This is a genomic window from Pseudoxanthomonas beigongshangi (assembly GCF_016820515.1).
Classification (GTDB): Bacteria; Pseudomonadota; Gammaproteobacteria; order Xanthomonadales; family Xanthomonadaceae; genus Pseudoxanthomonas_A; species Pseudoxanthomonas_A beigongshangi.
The window spans coordinates 31,069-49,027 of record NZ_JADHDV010000023.1 but is presented as its reverse complement, the minus strand read 5'-3'; the positions used below and the strand labels follow the sequence as shown (position 1 = coordinate 49,027).

15 protein-coding genes are annotated in these 17,959 nt (G+C 69.4%); 7 read left to right on the top strand and 8 right to left on the bottom strand.

The features are described 5' to 3' along the window. The first annotated feature begins 38 nt into the window (after nt 1-38). Nucleotides 39-587, top strand: coding sequence for an ECF-type sigma factor (locus IQ458_RS15740; protein WP_183639569.1), 549 nt, complete (start codon nt 39-41; stop codon nt 585-587). Nucleotides 588-615: 28 nt separating this feature from the next. Beyond that, the gene (locus tag IQ458_RS15735) at nt 616-3,360 is read left to right on the top strand and encodes a serine/threonine-protein kinase (protein WP_203323408.1); all 2,745 of its coding nucleotides are present in this window, start codon (nt 616-618) and stop codon (nt 3,358-3,360) included. A gap of 81 nt (nt 3,361-3,441) precedes the next feature. Here the strand turns inward: IQ458_RS15735 and IQ458_RS19795 are convergent, their stop codons facing one another. Beyond that, the gene (locus IQ458_RS19795; protein WP_203323407.1) at nt 3,442-5,055 is read right to left on the bottom strand and encodes a YadA-like family protein; all 1,614 of its coding nucleotides are present in this window, start codon (nt 5,053-5,055) and stop codon (nt 3,442-3,444) included. Nucleotides 5,056-5,271: 216 nt separating this feature from the next. Continuing rightward, nucleotides 5,272-7,455, bottom strand: a complete 2,184-nt coding sequence (locus IQ458_RS15725; protein ID WP_203323406.1) for a primosomal protein N' — start codon at nt 7,453-7,455, stop codon at nt 5,272-5,274. Nucleotides 7,456-7,896: 441 nt separating this feature from the next. Between IQ458_RS15725 and IQ458_RS15720 the strand changes: the two genes are divergently transcribed. Together IQ458_RS15720 and IQ458_RS15715 are read left to right on the top strand one after the other, a co-directional pair. Further along, nucleotides 7,897-8,931 carry a hypothetical protein gene (locus tag IQ458_RS15720; RefSeq protein ID WP_203323405.1) on the top strand — a complete coding sequence of 345 codons (1,035 nt, stop codon included), beginning with the start codon at nt 7,897-7,899 and terminating at the stop codon, nt 8,929-8,931. Next, nucleotides 8,915-9,520, top strand: a complete 606-nt coding sequence (locus IQ458_RS15715) for a DUF3106 domain-containing protein (RefSeq protein WP_203323404.1) — start codon at nt 8,915-8,917, stop codon at nt 9,518-9,520. The genes IQ458_RS15720 and IQ458_RS15715 overlap by 17 nt, the downstream gene beginning before the upstream one ends. Before the next feature lie 18 nt (nt 9,521-9,538). On the opposite strand, the gene IQ458_RS15710 is transcribed toward IQ458_RS15715, so the two are convergent. Together IQ458_RS15710 and IQ458_RS15705 are read right to left on the bottom strand one after the other, a co-directional pair. Beyond that, nucleotides 9,539-9,853, bottom strand: a complete 315-nt coding sequence (locus IQ458_RS15710) for a DUF4286 family protein (RefSeq protein ID WP_192199497.1) — start codon at nt 9,851-9,853, stop codon at nt 9,539-9,541. Beyond that, complete coding sequence (locus tag IQ458_RS15705; RefSeq protein ID WP_203323403.1) at nt 9,850-11,085, bottom strand: DUF3667 domain-containing protein; 1,236 nt, start codon at nt 11,083-11,085, stop codon at nt 9,850-9,852. The genes IQ458_RS15710 and IQ458_RS15705 overlap by 4 nt, the downstream gene beginning before the upstream one ends. Before the next feature lie 100 nt (nt 11,086-11,185). On the opposite strand from IQ458_RS15705, the gene IQ458_RS15700 reads away from it, so the two are divergent. Then, nucleotides 11,186-12,553 (top strand): MATE family efflux transporter, encoded by a 1,368-nt coding sequence (locus IQ458_RS15700; protein ID WP_192199499.1) that lies wholly within the window; start codon nt 11,186-11,188, stop codon nt 12,551-12,553. A 90-nt stretch (nt 12,554-12,643) separates the two neighbouring features. Continuing rightward, entirely contained in the window at nt 12,644-14,557 is a 1,914-nt protein-coding gene (gene sppA / locus IQ458_RS15695; RefSeq protein ID WP_203323402.1) for a signal peptide peptidase SppA, read from the top strand. A gap of 280 nt (nt 14,558-14,837) precedes the next feature. Here the strand turns inward: sppA and IQ458_RS15690 are convergent, their stop codons facing one another. After that, nucleotides 14,838-15,059 carry a hypothetical protein gene (locus IQ458_RS15690; protein ID WP_192199501.1) on the bottom strand — a complete coding sequence of 74 codons (222 nt, stop codon included), beginning with the start codon at nt 15,057-15,059 and terminating at the stop codon, nt 14,838-14,840. A gap of 57 nt (nt 15,060-15,116) precedes the next feature. On the opposite strand from IQ458_RS15690, the gene IQ458_RS15685 reads away from it, so the two are divergent. Next, on the top strand, nt 15,117-15,893 hold the full coding sequence (locus tag IQ458_RS15685; RefSeq protein ID WP_203323401.1) for an SDR family oxidoreductase: 777 nt from the start codon (nt 15,117-15,119) through the stop codon (nt 15,891-15,893). A gap of 54 nt (nt 15,894-15,947) precedes the next feature. Here the strand turns inward: IQ458_RS15685 and IQ458_RS15680 are convergent, their stop codons facing one another. Genes IQ458_RS15680 through tsaC form a run of 3 tightly spaced genes read right to left on the bottom strand, consistent with a single transcriptional unit; the run spans nt 15,948 to nt 17,897 of the window. Beyond that, nucleotides 15,948-16,571 (bottom strand): DUF4124 domain-containing protein, encoded by a 624-nt coding sequence (locus IQ458_RS15680; protein WP_203323400.1) that lies wholly within the window; start codon nt 16,569-16,571, stop codon nt 15,948-15,950. After that, on the bottom strand, nt 16,571-17,287 hold the full coding sequence (locus tag IQ458_RS15675; protein WP_192199504.1) for a DUF4124 domain-containing protein: 717 nt from the start codon (nt 17,285-17,287) through the stop codon (nt 16,571-16,573). The genes IQ458_RS15680 and IQ458_RS15675 overlap by 1 nt, the downstream gene beginning before the upstream one ends. A gap of 46 nt (nt 17,288-17,333) precedes the next feature. Beyond that, a complete protein-coding gene (gene tsaC / locus IQ458_RS15670) occupies nt 17,334-17,897 on the bottom strand; it encodes an L-threonylcarbamoyladenylate synthase type 1 TsaC (protein WP_203323399.1) in 564 nt (187 codons plus the stop codon). Between the last annotated feature and the right edge of the window lie 62 nt (nt 17,898-17,959).

Below are 17,959 nucleotides of genomic sequence, written 5' to 3'. Positions count from 1 at the left end.
TGCACGCGGCCTCTTTGCCGGGTCGTGATGGAGGCGCGATGGGAGACGACCTCACCCGCCTGCTGCAGGGCTGGCGTGCCGGCGACGCGATGGCGCGGGATCGCCTGTTGTCCGACGTCTACGACACCCTGCGCGAAATGGCTCGGATGCGCTGGCATCGGCATGGCGCAAGCCACACCCTGCAGCCGACCGCCGTGGTCAACGAAGCGATGCTGCGCCTGCTCGGCAACGAGATCGACTGGCAGGACAGGGCGCATTTCTTCGCGATGGCGGCACTGAAGATGCGTGCGGTGATGGTCGATCACGCGCGCGCGCAACTGGCCGAGAAACGTGGCGGTGAAGTCGCGGTGCTCACGCTGTCGCACGCCGAATCGGTCGCCGGCAACGAGGCGTTCGACGTGCTGGCGCTGGATCTGGCGCTGCAGCGGCTGGCCCGTCGGGATCCACGGGCGGCCCAGGGCCTGGAAATGGCCTATTTCGGTGGCATGGAACGTGACGAAATCGCCTGTGTGCTGGGGGTCTCTCCCTCTACCATCGACCGCGACCTGAAAGTGGCCAAGGCCTGGCTGCGCAAGGAGCTGGCCTGACCGGCCATGCGGCCCCACGGGGGAGACGATGGAATCCGTGCACTGGGAGTCGTTGCGGCACCTGTTCGAATCCGTCTGCGATCTGCCGCCCTCCCGATGGCGGGAGGAGCTGGAACGCGTCAGCGATGATCCGGCCCTGATCGAAGAGGCGATGGCGATGCTGCGGGCGCGCACCGCCAGCTTCGAGCGCGCGCTGGAGCCTTTGCGTGATCTGCTGAGCGCCTCACCGGAACCCGAACTGAGTGTCGGCGATCGCATCGGCCCCTGGCGCCTGATGCGCCGGCTGGCCAGCGGCGGCATGGGCACGGTGTTCGTGGCCGAGCGCGACGACGAATCGTTCCGGCAGTGCGTGGCGATCAAACTGCTGCGCAGCGCGCTCGCCGACCCCGCCCTGGTGCAGCGACTCATCGCGGAGCGGCAGATCCTGGCCGAACTCCGGCATGCCAACATCGCGCGCCTGTACGACGGCGGCACCACTCCGGCCGGGCAGCCCTATCTGGTGATGGAGTACGTCGACGGCGTCGCCCTGGACGCGTATTGCCACGCGCACGGGCTGGATCTGGACGCACGCATCACGTTGTTCCTGAAGGTCTGCGACGCGGTGCAGGCGGCGCACCGGCAACTGGTGATCCACTGCGATCTCAAGCCCAGCAATGTGCTGGTTCGCGCGGATGGCGAGCCGGTGCTGCTGGATTTCGGCATTGCCCGCTGGATGGGTGCCGCCGGCGGTGACGATGCGGCGGGCTTCTGCACGCCGGCCTATGCCAGTCCGGAGCTGCGCAGCGGCGGCGCACCCGTGAATACGGCCAGCGATGTGTTCAGCCTCGGCGTGCTGCTGGCGGAACTGCTGTCGGGCCAGCGCATCGAGCGTGGTCTCCATGACGCGTTCCAGCCCGTCGCCAAGCCCAGTGAAGCCACAGCGCCGGATTGCGCCTGGCGACGTCGCCTGCGAGGCGATCTCGACGCCATCGTGATGCGTGCCTGCGCGATCGATCCGGCGCGGCGATATCCCTCGGTGGAAGCGCTCGCCGCCGATCTCCTGCGTCATCGCGGCCACCAGCCGGTCAGCGCGCGCGCCGCGACGTTTCCCTATCGCCTGCGTTGCTGGGGGCGGCGCCACTGGCGCGCGGTCGCGCTGGCCGGTGCCGCGTCGGTGGCCGCGCTGCTGTTCGTCGCCCGCCTGGAAATGGAGCGTGATCGCGCGGAACGCGAGGCGGCCACGGCGGAACAGGTCAGCGACTTCCTGGTGGATACCTTCAATGCCGCGGACCCGCGCATGCGGGGCGCGAAGGGCACCGAAGAACCCACCGCGCGCAATGTGCTCGATGTGGGCGTGGCCAAGGTGGACGCCGAACTGGCGCAGAGTCCCGCGGTGCTGGCGCGCATGCGCCTGGTCCTGGGCCGCGCCTATGCCAATCTGGGCGAGCGCGAGCGCGCCGAAGCCATGCTCCGGCAGGCCGGCGAAGCCCTGCGGCAGCCTTCGCTCGGCCGCCCCGATCTGGCGGCGCAGGCCTACAGCCATCTGTCCACGCTGATGAGCAACCAGATGCGTGCCGATGACGCGCTGGTGGCCGCCGAGCAGGCACTGTCTCTGCGCATGGCGCACGATCGCACGCCGGCGGCACTCGCCGATTCCTACAACGTGCTGGGCTTGGCGAAAAAGACCGCGGTGGATTTTCCCGGTGCCCGAGCCGCCTACGCGCAGGCGTTGAAACTGCATCTGCAGGTGTACGGCCCGGACGCGCTGGAAACCGCCGGGCTGCTGCACAACATGGCATTGCTGTACCGCACGGAAGGGGATGCCGAAGCGGCCGAATCCCACTATCGGCGCGCGCTGGCGATCAAGGTGCGGCAGGCCCCGCGCAGCGTGACCCTGCACAACAGCCGGCAAGGGTTGGCGATGGTGCTCGCGTCACGGGGACGCTTCACCGAAGCGGCGGGGTTGTTGCGCGAGAACGTGGCGCTGGCCGAGGCGCTGATCGGCCGCGAGAGCGAGCGTGCCGCCGATACCGAAATGAAACTGGCGATGGTGCTGCAGCAATCCGGAGATTACATCGGCGCCGGCAAGCACTATCGCGAAGCCCTGGGCATCACCGAACGGGTCCTCGGCCGGGACAGCATCGACTATGCGGTGGTGGCCAGCCAGTTGGCGACGCTGGAGGAGCAGCGCGGTGATCTGGCGGCCGCCGAACCGCTGTACCGCGTCGCGACCGAGATACGGCGCGCGCGCCGGCCTCCCGGGGACCGCACCCGGGTCCGCAACGAGGTCTATTGGGCACGCGTGCTCGCGCGGATGGGACGGATGCCGGAGGCCAGCGCGCTGATGGAACGCGCGCTGCCCGCTTGGCAGGGATTCTTCGTTGCAGACAACGATTCGCCGGAGCGGATCAACACGCGGCTGGTCCAGGCCGAATGGCTGCTGCGAAAGGGCCTGTGGGACGAGGCGCGGGCATCGTTGCCGGATGTGCCGGCCGACAATCCCGCCGCAGCGCTGGAGCGGCAGTCGCTGCTGGCCGAGATCGCCAGCCGGCGCGGTGTTCCGGAGGCCGTTGCGGAATGGAAACGCGCGGTGGCGATGTCCACCGGCTTCACCGGCGCGGACAGCGTGGTGACCGCGCAGTTGCGCGTGCCGTATGCGGAGGCGTTGCTCGCCGCCGGCGACAGCGCCAACGCGCGACGCGAGTTGGCCAGCGCCGAGGCGCCATTGCGGCGACAGCTCAGTCCGCACGCCCAGGAACTGCAACGGATGGAGGCGGCGCGGGCGCGACTGTGACGTACCCGCATCCGCGGTGGCTCCGGGCCGTTGTCAAAAAAGCGGGCGGCGCGATGAAGGCATGCGCCGCCCACACACCGATCAGAGATCGACGCCGAAGCCGATGCCGGCCGATTTCTCGCTGCCGCTGAAAGCACCGCCCAACGAGAACGATGCGCGCTGGCCGATGCGGCGGCCATAGCCGATCGACAGCGCCTGTTCGCCACCCTGGAAGCCGGCGCCGACGGCGACACGCCCCCGCGGGCTCTGCGATCCGGCGGCATTGATCGCCATGTTGAGCATGGCGGACCCCATCGCGCCCTGGCGATCGATGCGTCGATCCTGATGTTGCAGGCGACGGTCGATGTTGTCGAAGCGGTCGCTGATCGTGCCCGCATCAAGGCCCACCAATTGCGCGATCTGGCTGTCGGTGTAGGCATTGGCCGCCGACAGTGTTTCGGCGTCGCCGGCTTCCATGTCGTCGCGGATGGCGGCTTCGCGGTTGTCGGTATAGGCATTGGCCGCGGTGCCGCCGGTGGCGACCGCGGTGTCGGTGTAGGCGTTGGCTGTCGCCAGGGTGGCCTGCAACTGCGACAGGTTGACCGCATCGGTGGCACCGGTGCCGGCGGCGACGTTGACGATGCGTCGTTCGCTGCCGACGCTGCCGATCGATACCGTGTTGGACTGGTCCGCGATGGAGCCGGCGCCCAGCGCAACGGCGTTGTCGCCTTGCGTGGTGACCATGCTGTGTGCGCCCAGCGCGGTGCCGTTGGTGGCATGGATTGCCGACGCTGCTCCGAAGGCGCTGGTCGATTCGGCGTTTGCCTTCGCGCCCGCGCCGAACGCGCTGCTGTCCAGCGCGGCGGCTTCGGTGGATTCATCCGCCTGGCGGATGCCGTCGCCATTGACATCCCGCCATCCGCCCACGGCGGTGCCGTTCTCGCCGCCTGCATCGCTGTTTTCGCCAACCGCGACGGCGCTGCGGCCCGTGGCGGATGCGTCGTGGCCCAGGGCCGCGCTGCCAGCCCCGCCGGCCCGGCTGGAATGACCCACGGCGGTGCTGTCGGCACCATCGGCGTGGCTATGTCCGCCCAGTGCCGTGCTGTCTTCGCCTGACGATTCGGCATAGAGACCCATGGCCGTGCTGCCGCTGCCGGAGGACAGGCTGGAATAGCCCACCGCAATGCTGTAGTCGCCGGTCGCCACGCCCATCACGCCGATGCCGGCTTCGCCCGAGGCGCTGCCGGCGATGGCGATGCTGGCCCAGCCGGACGCGTTGGCGTTGCCGCCCAGCGCGGTGGCGAAATCGCTGGTGGCCTGCGCGGCCGCGCCCACGGCGGTGGTTCGCTGTGCGCTGGCGATGGTGATTTCATCCAGCCCCACCAGGCCGTCGTTGTTGAGGTCGCGCCAACTGCCTATCGCGGTGCTGCCGTTGCCCGTGGCCAGCGCGCTGGTGCCCAGCGCGGTGCTCTCGAACGTAGCCACGCTGCTGGCGCCGAGCGCGACGCCGCCCGCGGAAGCGCTGGCGTTGGTACCGCAGGCCAGCGAATTGCTGCCCAATGCGTTGGCGCCCGCGCCGTCCTCGCCGGCGGTGGCCAGATCGCAGACGTCGCCGGCCCAGGCCGGGGCGGCGATCAGGAAGGACAGGGTCAACGCCAGGCGGTGAAGGCGCGGGCGGGCGGGTGAAGCGGAACAAACAGATTGCCGGGTGTGCATGAACGCATCTCCATGGAGGGTGGGAAAACCGCGCGCCCGGGGCTTTCCGGGCGTGTCTGGTTCCCAAACCGCGTTCCATGGCGGGCGAGCGTCATTTTTTTTGCGAGGCTGGCGACCGGCACCTGTTAACTGCCCGCCCGCGCCTCGTTGGGCAGATGGTGGCGGTGTGCGGAAAGACTGTTTCGAGGCCGGATGCCCGGCGCCGCGCCTGTCGGCTCAGTAGAGGTCCAGCGGATCCACGTCCAGCGACCAGCGCACCCGGCGTGCTTCAGGCAGCGCGTGCAACAGCGGAATGACGGCATCGAGCAGGCGATGCAGCAGGCGTCGCTCGGGGGAGGACAGCACCAGTTGCATGCGGTGATAGCCGGCGCGTCGCGGCATCGGCGCCGGCAAGGGTCCGTGCAGTTCCAGCTTCGGATCGTGTTCGCGCAGGAGTTGCCGCGCGGCCAGCAGGAATGCCTGCGCCGCGTCGACCTGCTGGGCCTCCGCGCGCAACAGCGCGAGATGGGCGAAAGGAGGAAAGCCGGCGGCTTCGCGCTGCACCAGCTCGGCGTCGGCGAAGGCGTGGTAGCCGCCCTGGATGAGCGTGTTGAGCAGCGGGTGATCCGGATGGTGGGTCTGCAACCAGACCTCGCCGGGCTTGTCCGCGCGTCCGGCGCGTCCGGCGACCTGGATGAGTTGTTGCGCCAGGCGTTCGCCGGCGCGGAAGTCGGCGGAGAACAGGCCCTCGTCGATGCCCACCACCGCGACCAGGGTCAGGTGCGGCAGGTCGTGGCCCTTGGCGAGGATCTGGGTGCCGACGAGGATGCCGGGCTGGTCGCCGAGCGTGTCCAGGTGCCGCGCCAGCGCGTCGCGGCGCTGGGTGGTGCTGCGATCGATGCGCAGCACCGGCACCTCGGCGAACGCGCCGACCAGGTGTTCCTCCAGCCGCTCGGTGCCGATGCCCTGCGGTTGCAGGGCCAGCCCGCCGCAGTCCGGGCAGGCCAGCGGCACCGGCTGGCGCGCGCCGCAATGGTGGCATTGCAGCCGGCGCCCGCCGGCATGCACCGTCATCGAGGCGTCGCAGCGTTTGCAGTGCGCGCTCCAGCCACAGTCATGGCACAGCAGCACCGGCGCGTAGCCGCGCCGGTTCTTGAATACCAGCACCTGGCCACCGGCTTGCAGCGCCTGGCGGATGGCCTGTTGCAGTTCCAGCGACAGGCCGGCTTCCAGCGCGCGCTTGCGCACGTCCAGCACGCGCACGCGCGGAGGCTGCGCCTCGCCCGCGCGGCGGCGCAGGCGCAGGTGCCGGTAACGGCCGCTGCGGGCGTTGTGCAGGGTTTCCAGCGACGGCGTGGCGCTGCCCAGGATGATTGGCACGTCCAGCGCCTTGGCCCGCACCAGGGCGAAATCGCGGGCGTGGTAGCGGATGCCGTCCTGTTGCTTGTAGCTGCCGTCGTGTTCTTCGTCGACGATGATCAGGCCCGCCTCCGGCAACGGCGTGAATACCGCCGAGCGGGTTCCCACGATCACCCGCGCCTCGCCGCGCGCGCAGGCGCCCCAGGTGCGCGCGCGCTCGTTGTCGTTGAGGCCGGAGTGCAGCACGTGCACCGGCACGCCCAGGCGGGTGCGGAAGCGCGCCAGGGTCTGCGGGGTCAGGCCGATTTCGGGTACCAGCACCAGCGCCTGCCGGCCGCGCGCCAGGCAGGCGGCGATGGCGCCCAGGTAGACCTCGGTCTTGCCGCTGCCGGTGACGCCGTCGAGCAGGAACGGGCTGAAGCCGTTGGCCTCGGCCAGCGCGTCGGCCGCCTGTTGCTGTTCTTCGTTGAGGGTGGGGCCGGGACGGGGTGTGGCTTCGCTGACGCCGGGCGGGGCCGGAATCCGTTCGGCGAGCTCCCGCCCGGCCAGGGTGCGGGCCGCGTCGCGCCACTGCTCCATGCGGGCGGCGAGCTGGTCCTCCGGCTGCGGCCCGGTGGACAGCCATTCGGCGAGCTGGCGCGGACGGCTGCCCGCGCGCAGGCGCGGCAGGGCGGTGAGGCCGGCTTCGGTCAATCGCCACTGCCAGGCCTGTTCGGCGGCGGGCACCGGCTCGCCCTGGCGCAGGGGCGCCGGCAGGGCGGTGGCGAACACCTCGCCCAGCGGCGCGTGCGTGTAGCGCGCCAGCCAGCGCAGCGAGTCCAGGAGTTCGCCGCGCAGCAGCGGGGTGGCGTCCAGCCATGCGTGGGCCGCCTTCAGTTCTACCGTCTCTTCGGCCGGTCCGGTGTCGGCCACCCAGCCCACCAGTTCGCGGCTGCCGAAGGGCACGCGCACGCGCCGGCCCACGTCCGCGGCCGAAACCGTCGAGCCCGCCGGCGGGCGATAGTCGAACAGTCGGGGCAGCGGAACGGGCAGGGCGACGCGGAGAATTTCGGGCGACGGCATCTCCGCAGTTTAGCGAGCCGGTCAAGCGCTGCGGGTCGGATGGGGTTGCGGGATCAATCTGTCAAAAAAATGACGAAGTTCACGCAAGTGCGTGTGAGTCAAAGAGATTCCGGCTTATCCACACGAGCTGTGGATAAATCTGTGCATGTCGCCATTGCTCCACGCGCCGATGACCCATTTTCGGGCCTCGGCTGGTGTTTGGTGAAAAAAACGCCAACGCAACTTTTTCCTTTTGAATCAGCAATTTAATTGTGAAACCAAGTTGAAATGTGACGGTCGCCCACCGTCGGCCGGCGGGTCATGACATTCGCGTGACCGCTGTGCACAACGCAAATCGGCGAAAGCCTTGCGGCGCTTGGGAGAGCAGGATTCCAAGCGGTGTCAAGCGTCCGGAATCACCTTCGTGACCGCTATGATTCGCGGCGATGAGCCCGCGATTCCATGACTGATCCATCGCCGTCCGCCGTCCCGGCGCCCGCCGCCCTGGCGGCTTTCCTGCGGGGGGTCGAACGCCGCGGCGCGCTGTTCGCGCAGCTCCAGTGCGGCGACGCCGAGCATGGCGATGCCGCCCTCGCCACCGCGATGCGGGCTTTCGCCGCACAGGCGCCGTCCCAGCCCATGGCCGACTGGCCACGCGGTTTCTGGCAGAAGATGATGGCGTCGCCGGCCCTCCATCGCCCGCCTGCGGGCGCGCGCTGGCCAGGCGCGGTCGCCCATCTGGCCACGTTGGCCCCGGAGGATCGCCAGGCGCTGCTGAGCCGGCTGGCGGCCGGCCTGCCGGAAGACGAGGCGGTGGAAGTGCTGGGCGTGGACATGACCCGCTACCGCGCCGCGCTGGCGGCGGCGTGTCCCACCGACGCCGCCGGCCAGCCCGACGCCGCCGGCTGGCGCGCGCTGGCCGAGGCGATCCAGCAACAGATGCGGGACCTGCCTCCCGAGCGTCTGGCCCGGTTGGCGCGATTGCGCGAAGCCGCGCTCAGGCCCGCGGCGCCCGTATCCCGGTCTCCGCGACCGGAAGCGCACGCACCGATGGCACCGGCAACCAGGCCCCGGGCCGTCGCTGCGATGCCCGTCCGCGGGCGCTGGCGACGCTGGGCGGTGATTGCGATCGTGCTGGCCTGCGCCGGCGGACTGGCGGTGACCTTCCTTAATCCGCGCGGGTTGTTCGGACGCGGCGGCGACTCGCTGGAAGAGGTCGGCCGCACCGGCCTCGGACTGGCCGAGGAACCGGATATCGAACAGGAGGCGCTGCCGCCCGCCGAAGCCGCCGCGGCAACGGTGGCGGCCGGCCAGGTCCTGGCGCTGCATCCGGATCTGGATCTGCTGCTGGATCCGGAAAGCGAAACGCTGTCGAACGACGCGGCCTTCTATGCGTGGTACCTGGCCGGAACCCGCCAGCCACTGCCCGCGGGAAAAGCGGCTGATGGCGCCGTTGAAGCCGGTGCCCAGGAGGAAGGCCGTGACACGACGTTCTGAGCGCCGCGCGACGCTGCTGGCGCTACTGGTGGCGGGCGCGGCCTGGTGCGGCCATGCGCAATCGCCGTCGACGGAAACATGGCTGGCGGAACGGCAGGCGCGCTGGTCCGCGCTCGCACCCGCGCAACGCGCCCAGGCCGCCACGCGTGCGCAGGTCTGGGACGGGCTGGCGCCGATGGAGCGTGAACGCCAGCGGGGGCGCTACCTGGCCTGGCGCGCGCTGGACGAAACGCAGCGCGCGCAACTGCGTGCGGCCGCGCAGGCGTTCGCCACCCTGCCGGCGGAAGAACAGGCACGCCTGCGTACGCTCTACGACAGCCAGGACACCCTGCAGCAGCGGGGCTGGGCACTGGGGCCGGAACTGGGCGCGGACTGGCCGCGTCTGCAGCCGCTGTTCGCCTATGTGCCGGCGGCAGAGCGCGATGCGCTGCTGGCCTTGCTGCGGCAACTGGACGCGACCCAACGCGACGATCTGGCGGCGCTGGCGCAGCGCATCCCGCCACAGGAGCGCGCCGCGTTCCGGCAAGCCTTGCTGCGGGTGGAGCCGACGCGTCGAGGCGACTGGCTGCACCGGCGCCGCAATCAGTAACGCCTGGCGCGGCGCGACTCAGTAGCGGGCGGCGATGGCGAGAATCCGCCGGCTCGCGCGCACCTGTTCGCCGAAACGGGCAATGCCTTCGGCCCGCATGCGCGGCGCGTGATCGCGCAGGTAGGCATCGAGCGCGGCATGGTCGGCCAGTCGATAGCGCACGCAGCGCGCCACCCATCCGGACCCGGCGGGCGGATCCCGCCGATCCAGGATTTCCGCTTCCAGGAATCCCTCGAAACCGAGCATCTCGCGGACGTGCGCGTCCAGCCAGCGCGCGTGGGCCTCGGCGATGTCCGCGTCGATGGCGAGATCGACTTCGTAGATGATCGTCATGCGTTGATGAAGCTGGTGAGCAGGACGAACGTCGCCGCGAAACTCACCAGGAACAGGTAGACCATGCCGACGGCCAGGTACTTCAGCACCGTCAGCCACCAGGCCTGTCCATAGACCCGCTTCTGCATCAGCAGCAGGTAGATCGGCATCCACCACCACAGCACGAACTGCAGCAAGCCGGTGACGCTGGAGAACCAGCCGGCATGCGGGGTGATCCATTCGTCCAGCGCCATCAGCACGAAGATGCCGAGCAGCGCCAGGCACAGCCACGCATGGCTGTAGAGGGCGACGACCAGATGCTCCAGGTACAGCCGGCCCGAACCGAGGTAGGCGATCTTGAGGAACACCGCGAAGATCGGGACCATGAAGAACAGCGCGGTGGGAATGGATTTGAGCCCGGCGTTCTTGAACAGCTCCGGATCCTTCTGGAAGCGCTCCCAGTTCTCTTCCGCGCGCTGCGCCTTCTTCTTCAGCCAGCGGTCGAGAAAACCCTTGGGTTCGGCCTGCGTCGCTTGATCCTTGTCCGCGGCAGCGGAGGAGGGAGAGGCCGCGGATGGGGCGTCCCCGATGGAGGAATGGGGCGTGAGCCGGATGTCCGGCGGTGCGTTCGACGGCGCGTTGGTCACCTCGGGTGCCGGCGTGGCGGCGGGTCCGGTGGCCTCCAGGGGCTGCTGCAGCGAAGGGTGGGTGGGATCCAGTTCGGCGATGCGTTCCCGCGCCTGTTCGCGCAGTGCCTTGATGCTGCGATCGAAACCGGTGCTGGCGCCGGGGATGTCGCCGACCGCCGCCTTGCCTTCGAGCAATCCGCGAATGGCTTCGTCGCGCTGGCGTTCGACTTCGGCGACGGTCGTCACTTCCTCGAAATTGCTCTTGACCACCGCGTCGGACGAGGGTTCGCCGATGTGCACGGCGAACTGGGCGATGAAAAAGGTCAGCACGCTGACGATCACGAACAGCCGCAGTGGCGCGACGTAGGGCGCGCGGTGCCCGGACAGGTAGGCGTTGGCCAGGCGGCCCGGCGCGCACAGCGCACGCAGGGTGCGGAAGATGCGCCCGTCCAGATGCCAGAAGGATTCGAACACTTCCTCGATGGCGTGGCCGGCATGCCGCAGCGGATTGTGCGATGTCTGCCCGCAGCGATGGCAGAACTCGCCCTGCAACGGCGTGTCGCAGTTTTCGCAAGTGGCGGGTGCATGGTCGTCTTGACGCAAGGCGTCGGTCTGGCTGCTCATCTGCGGTTGTGCTTCCCCTGGCGCGAGCGGGTAAGATACCGGCCTCCCGTGACCCGGTGCCAGCGCGCGACCGCGCGACCGTAGTCCGGCGGTCTCCCCCATGTCCTCCACCGTCTCCCATTCGCCGCGTTTCGGCGATGAGGTCCGCGCTTCCGCGAAACTTGCCCTGCCGCTGGTGCTGGGCCATGTCTCCACCGGCCTCATCGGCTTCGTCGACAACGTCATCGCCGGGCACCACGGCACCCAGACCCTGGCCTCGGTCACGGTCGGCACGGCCCTGCTATGGCTGCCGATGATGGTGCCGATCGGCACGCTCATCTCGCTCACCGCGTCGGTGTCGGAACTGGATGGCGCGAATCGCCGCGACGAAATCGGGCCGCTGTTCCGCCAGGCACTTTGGCTGTCGCTGGGCCTGGGCCTGCTGATGTTCGGCTTCCTCAGCCTGGCGCCCTACGCGCTGGGCGCGTTCGGCATCGCCCCGGACATCATTCCCGGTGCGACCGGTTTCCTGCATGCGATCCGCTGGGGCGTGCCGGCGCTGACCTTCTACTTCTGCATGCGCTATCTCAGCGAGGGCATGCACTGGACCCTGCCGACCATGCTGCTGGGCTTCGGCGGCCTGCTGGTGCTGGCGCCGGTCGGCTACGTACTGACCTTCGGCAAGTTCGGCCTGCCTGAAATGGGCGCGGCCGGACTCGGCACCGCCTCGGCGATCACGATGTGGGTGCAGGCCAGTTGCTTCGCGCTGTACTTGTGGAATTCGCGTCGCTTCGCCCACCTGAAGCTGTTCAGCCATTTCGAACCGCCGCGCTGGGCCGCGATCGGGCAACTGCTCCGGACCGGCCTGCCGATCGGCATCACGGTGCTGATGGAGGGCAGCCTGTTCATCGTGACCGCGCTGCTGATCGCGCGGCTGGGCGCGGTGTCCGCCGCCGCGCACCAGATCGCCATCAATGTCGCCGCGCTGTGCTTCATGGTGCCGATGGGCGTGGCCGAGGCCACCACCGTGCGGGTGGGCCATGCGCTGGGAGCCGGCGATCCGGCCGGCATCCGCCGGGCCGCGCATGCCGGTTACGCGATCGTGCTGGCCACCCAGGCGCTGTCCGCGCTGGTGCTGTTGTTCGGCCACGACGCGGTGGTGTCCCTGTACACCCAGGACCTGGCGGTGGCGGCCCTGGCCGGCACGCTGCTGTTGTACGCGGCGGCCTTCCAGTTCCCGGACGGCATCCAGGTGCTTTCGGCCGGCGCGCTGCGCGGGTTGAAGGACACCCGCGCGCCGATGTGGCTGGCGATGTTCTCCTACTGGGGCCTGGGCATGCCGCTGGGCGCCGGTTTCGGGCTGTGGCTGGGTTGGGGGCCGCAGGGCATGTGGCTGGGCCTGATCATGGGCCTCACCGCCGCCGCCATCAGCCTGGGCTGGCGCTTCAACCGCAGCAGCCGGCGCCTGCTGGCAGCGGACGCGACTTGACCGACATTGGCGCACGGTGACTAAAGGGGCATGCCGCCCCAGGGGCCGACCCGTTAAGCTGGCCCCAGGAATACCGGAGTCTCCACCCCCATGAACCAACCGCCTCCCGCCCGCGGACCCGTCGCCACCTTCTTCGTTGGCGCCTGGAACGTGGTGAATTTCGCCCGCAAGCTGTTCCTGAACGTGCTGTTCTTCGGCTTCCTGCTGTTCCTGATCATGTTCATGATCCTGCTGGCCGGCATCAGTTCGAGCAGTGCGGTCAAGCCGGTGATCGATCGCACCACCCTGGTGGTCGCGCCGGAAGGACGCCTGGTCGAGCAGTACAGCACCGACCCGGCGACCCGCGCGCTGGCCAAGCTGCTCAACGACAAGGACGCCGAGGAAATCCAGCTGCGCGATCTCGTGCGCGCGATTGACGCGGCGCGCGAAGACAAGAAGATCGAGCGCATGATGCTGCGCGTGGACAAGCTGCAGCCGACCGGTTACGCCTCGCTGCGTGAAGTCGCCGCGGCGCTGGAGCGCTTCCGCGCCTCGGGCAAGCAGATCGTGGCGTTCGGCGAGAACCTGGGCCAGCACCAGTACCTGCTGGCGGCGCAGGCCAACGAGGTCTATCTGGATCCGATGGGCGGCCTGTTGCTGGAAGGCCTCGGCCGCTATCGCCAGTATTTCCGCCAGGCCCTGCAGGAAAAGCTGGGCGTGGACGTGCACGTGTTCCGGGTCGGCGAGTTCAAGTCCGCGGTCGAGCCCTATGTGCTGGACGCCGCCTCGCCGGAATCCAAGGAAGCGGATCTGTTCTGGATGAACGACGTGTGGCAGCGCTACCTGGGCGACGTCGCCAAGGCACGCAAGCTGACGCCGCAGCAATTGGCCGCGGGCATCGACACGCTGCCGGAAGGCATCGCCGCCGCCGGTGGCGATCTGGCCAAGTTCGCCCTCCAGCAGAAGCTGGTGGATGGCCTGAAGACCCGCGAGGACGTTGAGAACCTGCTGATCGAACGCGGCGTGGCCGACGAGGATTCGGACACCGGTTTCCGCCAGGTCACCCTGGAGGGCTACCTCGCCCACCTGGACACGCAGCGCGCGGCCACGCTGGACAAGCGTCCGCAGATCGCGGTGGTGGTGGCCGAAGGCGAAATCACCGACGGCGAACAGCCGGCCGGCCGCATCGGTGGCGAATCGACCTCCGCGTTGCTGCGCGAAGCGCGTGACGACGAGGACGTGAAAGCGGTGGTGCTGCGCGTGGATTCCCCGGGTGGCGGCGTGTTCGCTTCCGAGCAGATCCGCCGCGAGGTGGCCGCGCTGAAGGCCGCCGGCAAGCCGGTGGTGGTGTCGATGGGCGATCTGGCTGCCTCCGGCGGTTACTGGATCTCGATGAACGCCGATCGCATCTATGCCGACCCGTCGACGATCACCGGCTCCATCGGCATCTTCGGCATGATTCCGACCGTGCCGCGCACGCTGGAGAAGATCGGCGTGCACACCGATGGCGTGGGCACCACGCGCTTCGCCGGCGCGTTCGACATCACCCGTCCGCTGGATCCGGCCGTCGGCCAGGTGATCCAGTCGATCATCAACAAGGGCTACGCGGATTTCACCGGCAAGGTCGCCGACGCGCGCAAGAAGCCGGTCGAGGCGGTGGACGAAGTCGCCCGCGGCCGCGTCTGGAGCGGTGCGCAGGCCAAGGAGCGCGGCCTGGTCGACGAACTCGGCGGCATGCAGGCGGCAACCGACTACGCCGCGCAACTGGCCAAGCTCGGTGCCGCCGACAAGTACCGCGTTCGCTACATCGAACAGAACGCTTCGCCGTTTGCCCAGTTCATGGGCCGGATGGCCGGAAGCCGCATCGGTGCGTTGTGGCTGAAGGATTCCGACATCGCCCGCGCGATGCTGGCGCAGCGCCTGCCGGAAGCCAACACGCAGTTGCGATTCGTCGAGGAAGCCCTGCAGGACGGCCAGGGCGGCGCGCCGGTCAAGGCGCTGGCGTACTGCTTCTGCGGATTCTGATCACGCGACGCGCGCCAGTGGCGGCAAAAAAAAGAGCCCTCCGCAAGGAGGGCTTTTTTGTGGCTTTGCTTTGCCTCCCCCTTCTCCGAAGGGGGACTGAGGGGGATTTGCTCTTCCACGCAAAAGCAAGCCCTCCCCAATCGCCGCATGGCGGGTCAATCCCCCGGTCGCCCGCGGCGCCCACCCCCTTCTGCGAAGGGGGTATTCGTGGAGGCGTTCCGCAAGCGCGCGGAGGTTTTTTGTCGCCGGTCTGCCGCCAGCCGATATGGTTTGCGCAGGGTTACTGCTGCTTGGCCGCGTCGATCGCGGCGCGCTGGTCGTCGGCAGCCTTGCGGGCGGCTTCCTCCACCGCCTTGGCCTTGTCGATGGGGGCCTGGAGGGCGTCGCGCAGGTGGGCGGCGCTTGCGGCCTGGGGTTCCGGTGGGCGCTCGGTCGGCGGTGGCGCCGGTCGGCAGGCGCACAACGAAAGGAGCAGCAGGCAGGCGATCGGGCGCGTTTTCATGCAATGCCCCTCCGGTATGGCTGGCGGTATGCTACCCCCATTCGAACGGAGTGGCGCATGGCATCCCATCGTTGGCGATTGGACGGGCAGACTGCATTGATCACCGGCGCCAGCGCCGGCATCGGCCTGGCAATCGCGCGCGAGTTGCTGGGGTTCGGCGCGGACGTGATGCTGGTGGCCCGTGACGAGGATCTGCTGGACGCTGCGCGCGACGATCTGGCCGAGGAATTTCCGGAGCGCGAAGTGGCGGCAATGGCCGCCGACGTGGCCGACGACGAGGAGCGGCGCGCGATCCTCGACTGGGTGGAGGATCATGCCGACGGCCTCAATCTGCTGATCAACAACGCCGGCGGCAATGTCACCAAGGCGGCGGTGGACTATACCGAGGACGAGTGGCGCGGCATCTTCGAGACCAATCTGTTCTCCGCATTCGAACTCTCGCGCTACGCCCATCCGCTGCTGACCCGCCACGCCAGTTCCGCCATCGTCAACGTCGGCAGCGTGTCCGGCATCACCGCCGTGCGCAGCGGCGCGCCCTACGGCATGACCAAGGCCGCGCTGCACCAGATGACCCGCAACCTGGCCGCCGAATGGGCCGAGGACGGTGTGCGGGTCAACGCGGTGGCGCCGTGGTACATCCGCACCCGTCGCACGTCGGGGCCGCTTTCCGACGCGGATTACTACGAGGAAGTGATCGCGCGCACGCCGATGCGCCGGATCGGCGAGCCCGAGGAGGTCGCCGCGGCGGTGGGATTCCTGTGCCTGCCGGCGGCCAGCTACGTGACCGGCGAATGCATTGCCGTGGACGGGGGCTTTCTTCGCTACGGATTCTGAGCCGATGCCCACCCGGAGGTGGTTGCTGCCGCTCAAGTTGCTGCTGCCGCGGGTTCAGCCGCCGCAGGTGCTCTCGGCCAGGATGCGCTGCACGCGCTCGAACTCGGCCTTGTTCTTCTCGCTGGTTTCCGTGCGGGTGAATCGCCAGGCCACTTCGGCTTCGTCGCGGCGCTTCTTCCACGCTTCGCACAAGCCTTCGTCGGGAACCCGGGCGCAGGTGTCCCGCACCACTTCGCAGGCCTGGCCCGCGCCGCCCTGCGGATTGCCATCCAGCCCGATGGTCTGCAGCGGCTCGCAGCGCGAGGCGGGCTCGCTGTCCTCGGTCAGGTAGCCGCCGCCGTCGCGGGTGGTGCAGCGGAACAGATTGGGGGGCGGCAGGTGCGCGGCCGTCGCGACCGGTGTGGATTCGGCTGGCGCCGTCGCTGCCGCCGGGACCGCGGGTTCGGGCGCAGCGGCGGGCGTCGCCGGTGGGGCGGCGGCGGGCGTGGATGCCGCCGGTGCCATCGGTACGGTCGCCAGCGCCGGCATCCGCTTGACCTGCTGCCGGCTGCCCTTGGGGCAGGGCATGTTCTGCACGGTGAGCGCGCCGGCGGCATCGGTGCACCGATAGATCACCACTTCGTCCGCATGCGCGGCCGGGGCCGCCAGGAGCATCAGCCAGGCGAGACGGTAGGACATCAGGGATTCCCGCAATCGTTGGCCATGCGCGCATCGATGCCACGCTGTTCCAGATCCAGCGTGCGTCGCTCGCTGGGCATCGCGCTGCCGTAGCGGCGCAGGATTTCATAGCGGCGATCGGACAGCCGCGCGCAGACTTCCGCCTGCGGCAATTCGTGGCATTGGTCGCGAACCCAGATACCGCCCGCCGGCACGATGACGTTGCCGGGCCCATGCCCGGGAGGACGCGGTGTCGGAGGCAGCGGCGTGGGATTCCCGCTCTGGAACGTGATGTTGCCGCCGTTGCCGATCGGGATATGCCCGGAGATGCTGCCGCCATGCGGACGGGGCCAGGCCGGATAGGGATAGCCACCCGCCCAGTAGGGCACGAAGCGCGGGCGGCCTTCGCCATCGTCGCTGGTATAGCGCTCGCCGTCCGGGGTGATGCATTCGTACATCGCACGCGGCGGATTCCGGTAGACGATGCGCTCGGTGGGCGCCGGCACCGGCGGCGCGGGCGTGATGCTGGGTACCGCCGGTCGCGCGACCGGCGCCGGATCGCGTGGCCGCTGCATGCTGCGGGTCTGTTGGGTCTCGCCGGGCAGGCAGGGAGAATCCCGCAGCGCCACCTGTCCCTGCTTGCCGACGCAGCGGTAGATCGTCACTTCCTGCGCGGCGGCGATCCCGCCCACCGGAGCGAGCGGGAAAAGCAGGCAGGCGGCCAGGACGATGCGCATGCCCGCATCTTGCGCGCGAACGGCGGCAGGGACAATGCGGACGGATTCAGGCCCGGAACTGCGCGCCGGTACGGGCGTCGCGGATCGAGGAGGGGCGATCCAGTCCGCCGGTTTCGCCTTCGCTGACGCCGTCCAGGCGCTCGAGCAGCGCGGGATCCAGACCCGCGCGATCGCGTGGTGCCGGTTGCCCGCTCAGGTTGGCGCTGGTGGAGACCAGCGGACCGCCGAAGCCCCGGCACAGCGCGATGACCGTGGGATGCGCCGTGACCCTGACGGCGATGCCGTCATGCTCGCCGGTAAGCCAGCGTGGCACCCGTGCGTTCGCCGGCATCACCCAAGTGTGCGGACCCGGCCAACTGGCCAGCACCTCGGCCAGCCGATCGGTCTGCAGCGCGTCCAGATCCAGGCAGGCGCGAAGCTGTTCCAGATCGGCGGCGATCAGGATCAACCCTTTCTCGACCGGACGCTCCTTGATCGCCAGCAGGCGCCGCACGGCGGTTTCATCGAACGGATCGCAGCCCACGCCCCAGACGGCTTCGGTCGGATAGGCGATCACGCCGCCGTGCTGGAGCCATTCCACGGCGGCGGACAAGGGCAGGGCATCGTTCATGGCGCGATTCTGCCACGGCAGGCCCGCGTGTCCACCGCGCCCCGCGGGGCGCGGCTTGAGGC

Coding starts and splice junctions, on each gene's coding strand:
- IQ458_RS15740 (WP_183639569.1), top strand. CDS start 39: ATGGGAGACGACCTCACCCGCCTGCTGCAGGGCTGGCGTGCCGGCGAC.
- IQ458_RS15735 (WP_203323408.1), top strand. CDS start 616: ATGGAATCCGTGCACTGGGAGTCGTTGCGGCACCTGTTCGAATCCGTC.
- IQ458_RS19795 (WP_203323407.1), bottom strand. CDS start 5,055: ATGCACACCCGGCAATCTGTTTGTTCCGCTTCACCCGCCCGCCCGCGC.
- IQ458_RS15725 (WP_203323406.1), bottom strand. CDS start 7,455: ATGCCGTCGCCCGAAATTCTCCGCGTCGCCCTGCCCGTTCCGCTGCCC.
- IQ458_RS15720 (WP_203323405.1), top strand. CDS start 7,897: ATGACTGATCCATCGCCGTCCGCCGTCCCGGCGCCCGCCGCCCTGGCG.
- IQ458_RS15710 (WP_192199497.1), bottom strand. CDS start 9,853: ATGACGATCATCTACGAAGTCGATCTCGCCATCGACGCGGACATCGCC.
- IQ458_RS15705 (WP_203323403.1), bottom strand. CDS start 11,085: ATGAGCAGCCAGACCGACGCCTTGCGTCAAGACGACCATGCACCCGCC.
- IQ458_RS15700 (WP_192199499.1), top strand. CDS start 11,186: ATGTCCTCCACCGTCTCCCATTCGCCGCGTTTCGGCGATGAGGTCCGC.
- sppA (WP_203323402.1), top strand. CDS start 12,644: ATGAACCAACCGCCTCCCGCCCGCGGACCCGTCGCCACCTTCTTCGTT.
- IQ458_RS15690 (WP_192199501.1), bottom strand. CDS start 15,059: ATGAAAACGCGCCCGATCGCCTGCCTGCTGCTCCTTTCGTTGTGCGCC.
- IQ458_RS15685 (WP_203323401.1), top strand. CDS start 15,117: ATGGCATCCCATCGTTGGCGATTGGACGGGCAGACTGCATTGATCACC.
- IQ458_RS15680 (WP_203323400.1), bottom strand. CDS start 16,571: ATGTCCTACCGTCTCGCCTGGCTGATGCTCCTGGCGGCCCCGGCCGCG.
- IQ458_RS15675 (WP_192199504.1), bottom strand. CDS start 17,287: ATGCGCATCGTCCTGGCCGCCTGCCTGCTTTTCCCGCTCGCTCCGGTG.
- tsaC (WP_203323399.1), bottom strand. CDS start 17,897: ATGAACGATGCCCTGCCCTTGTCCGCCGCCGTGGAATGGCTCCAGCAC.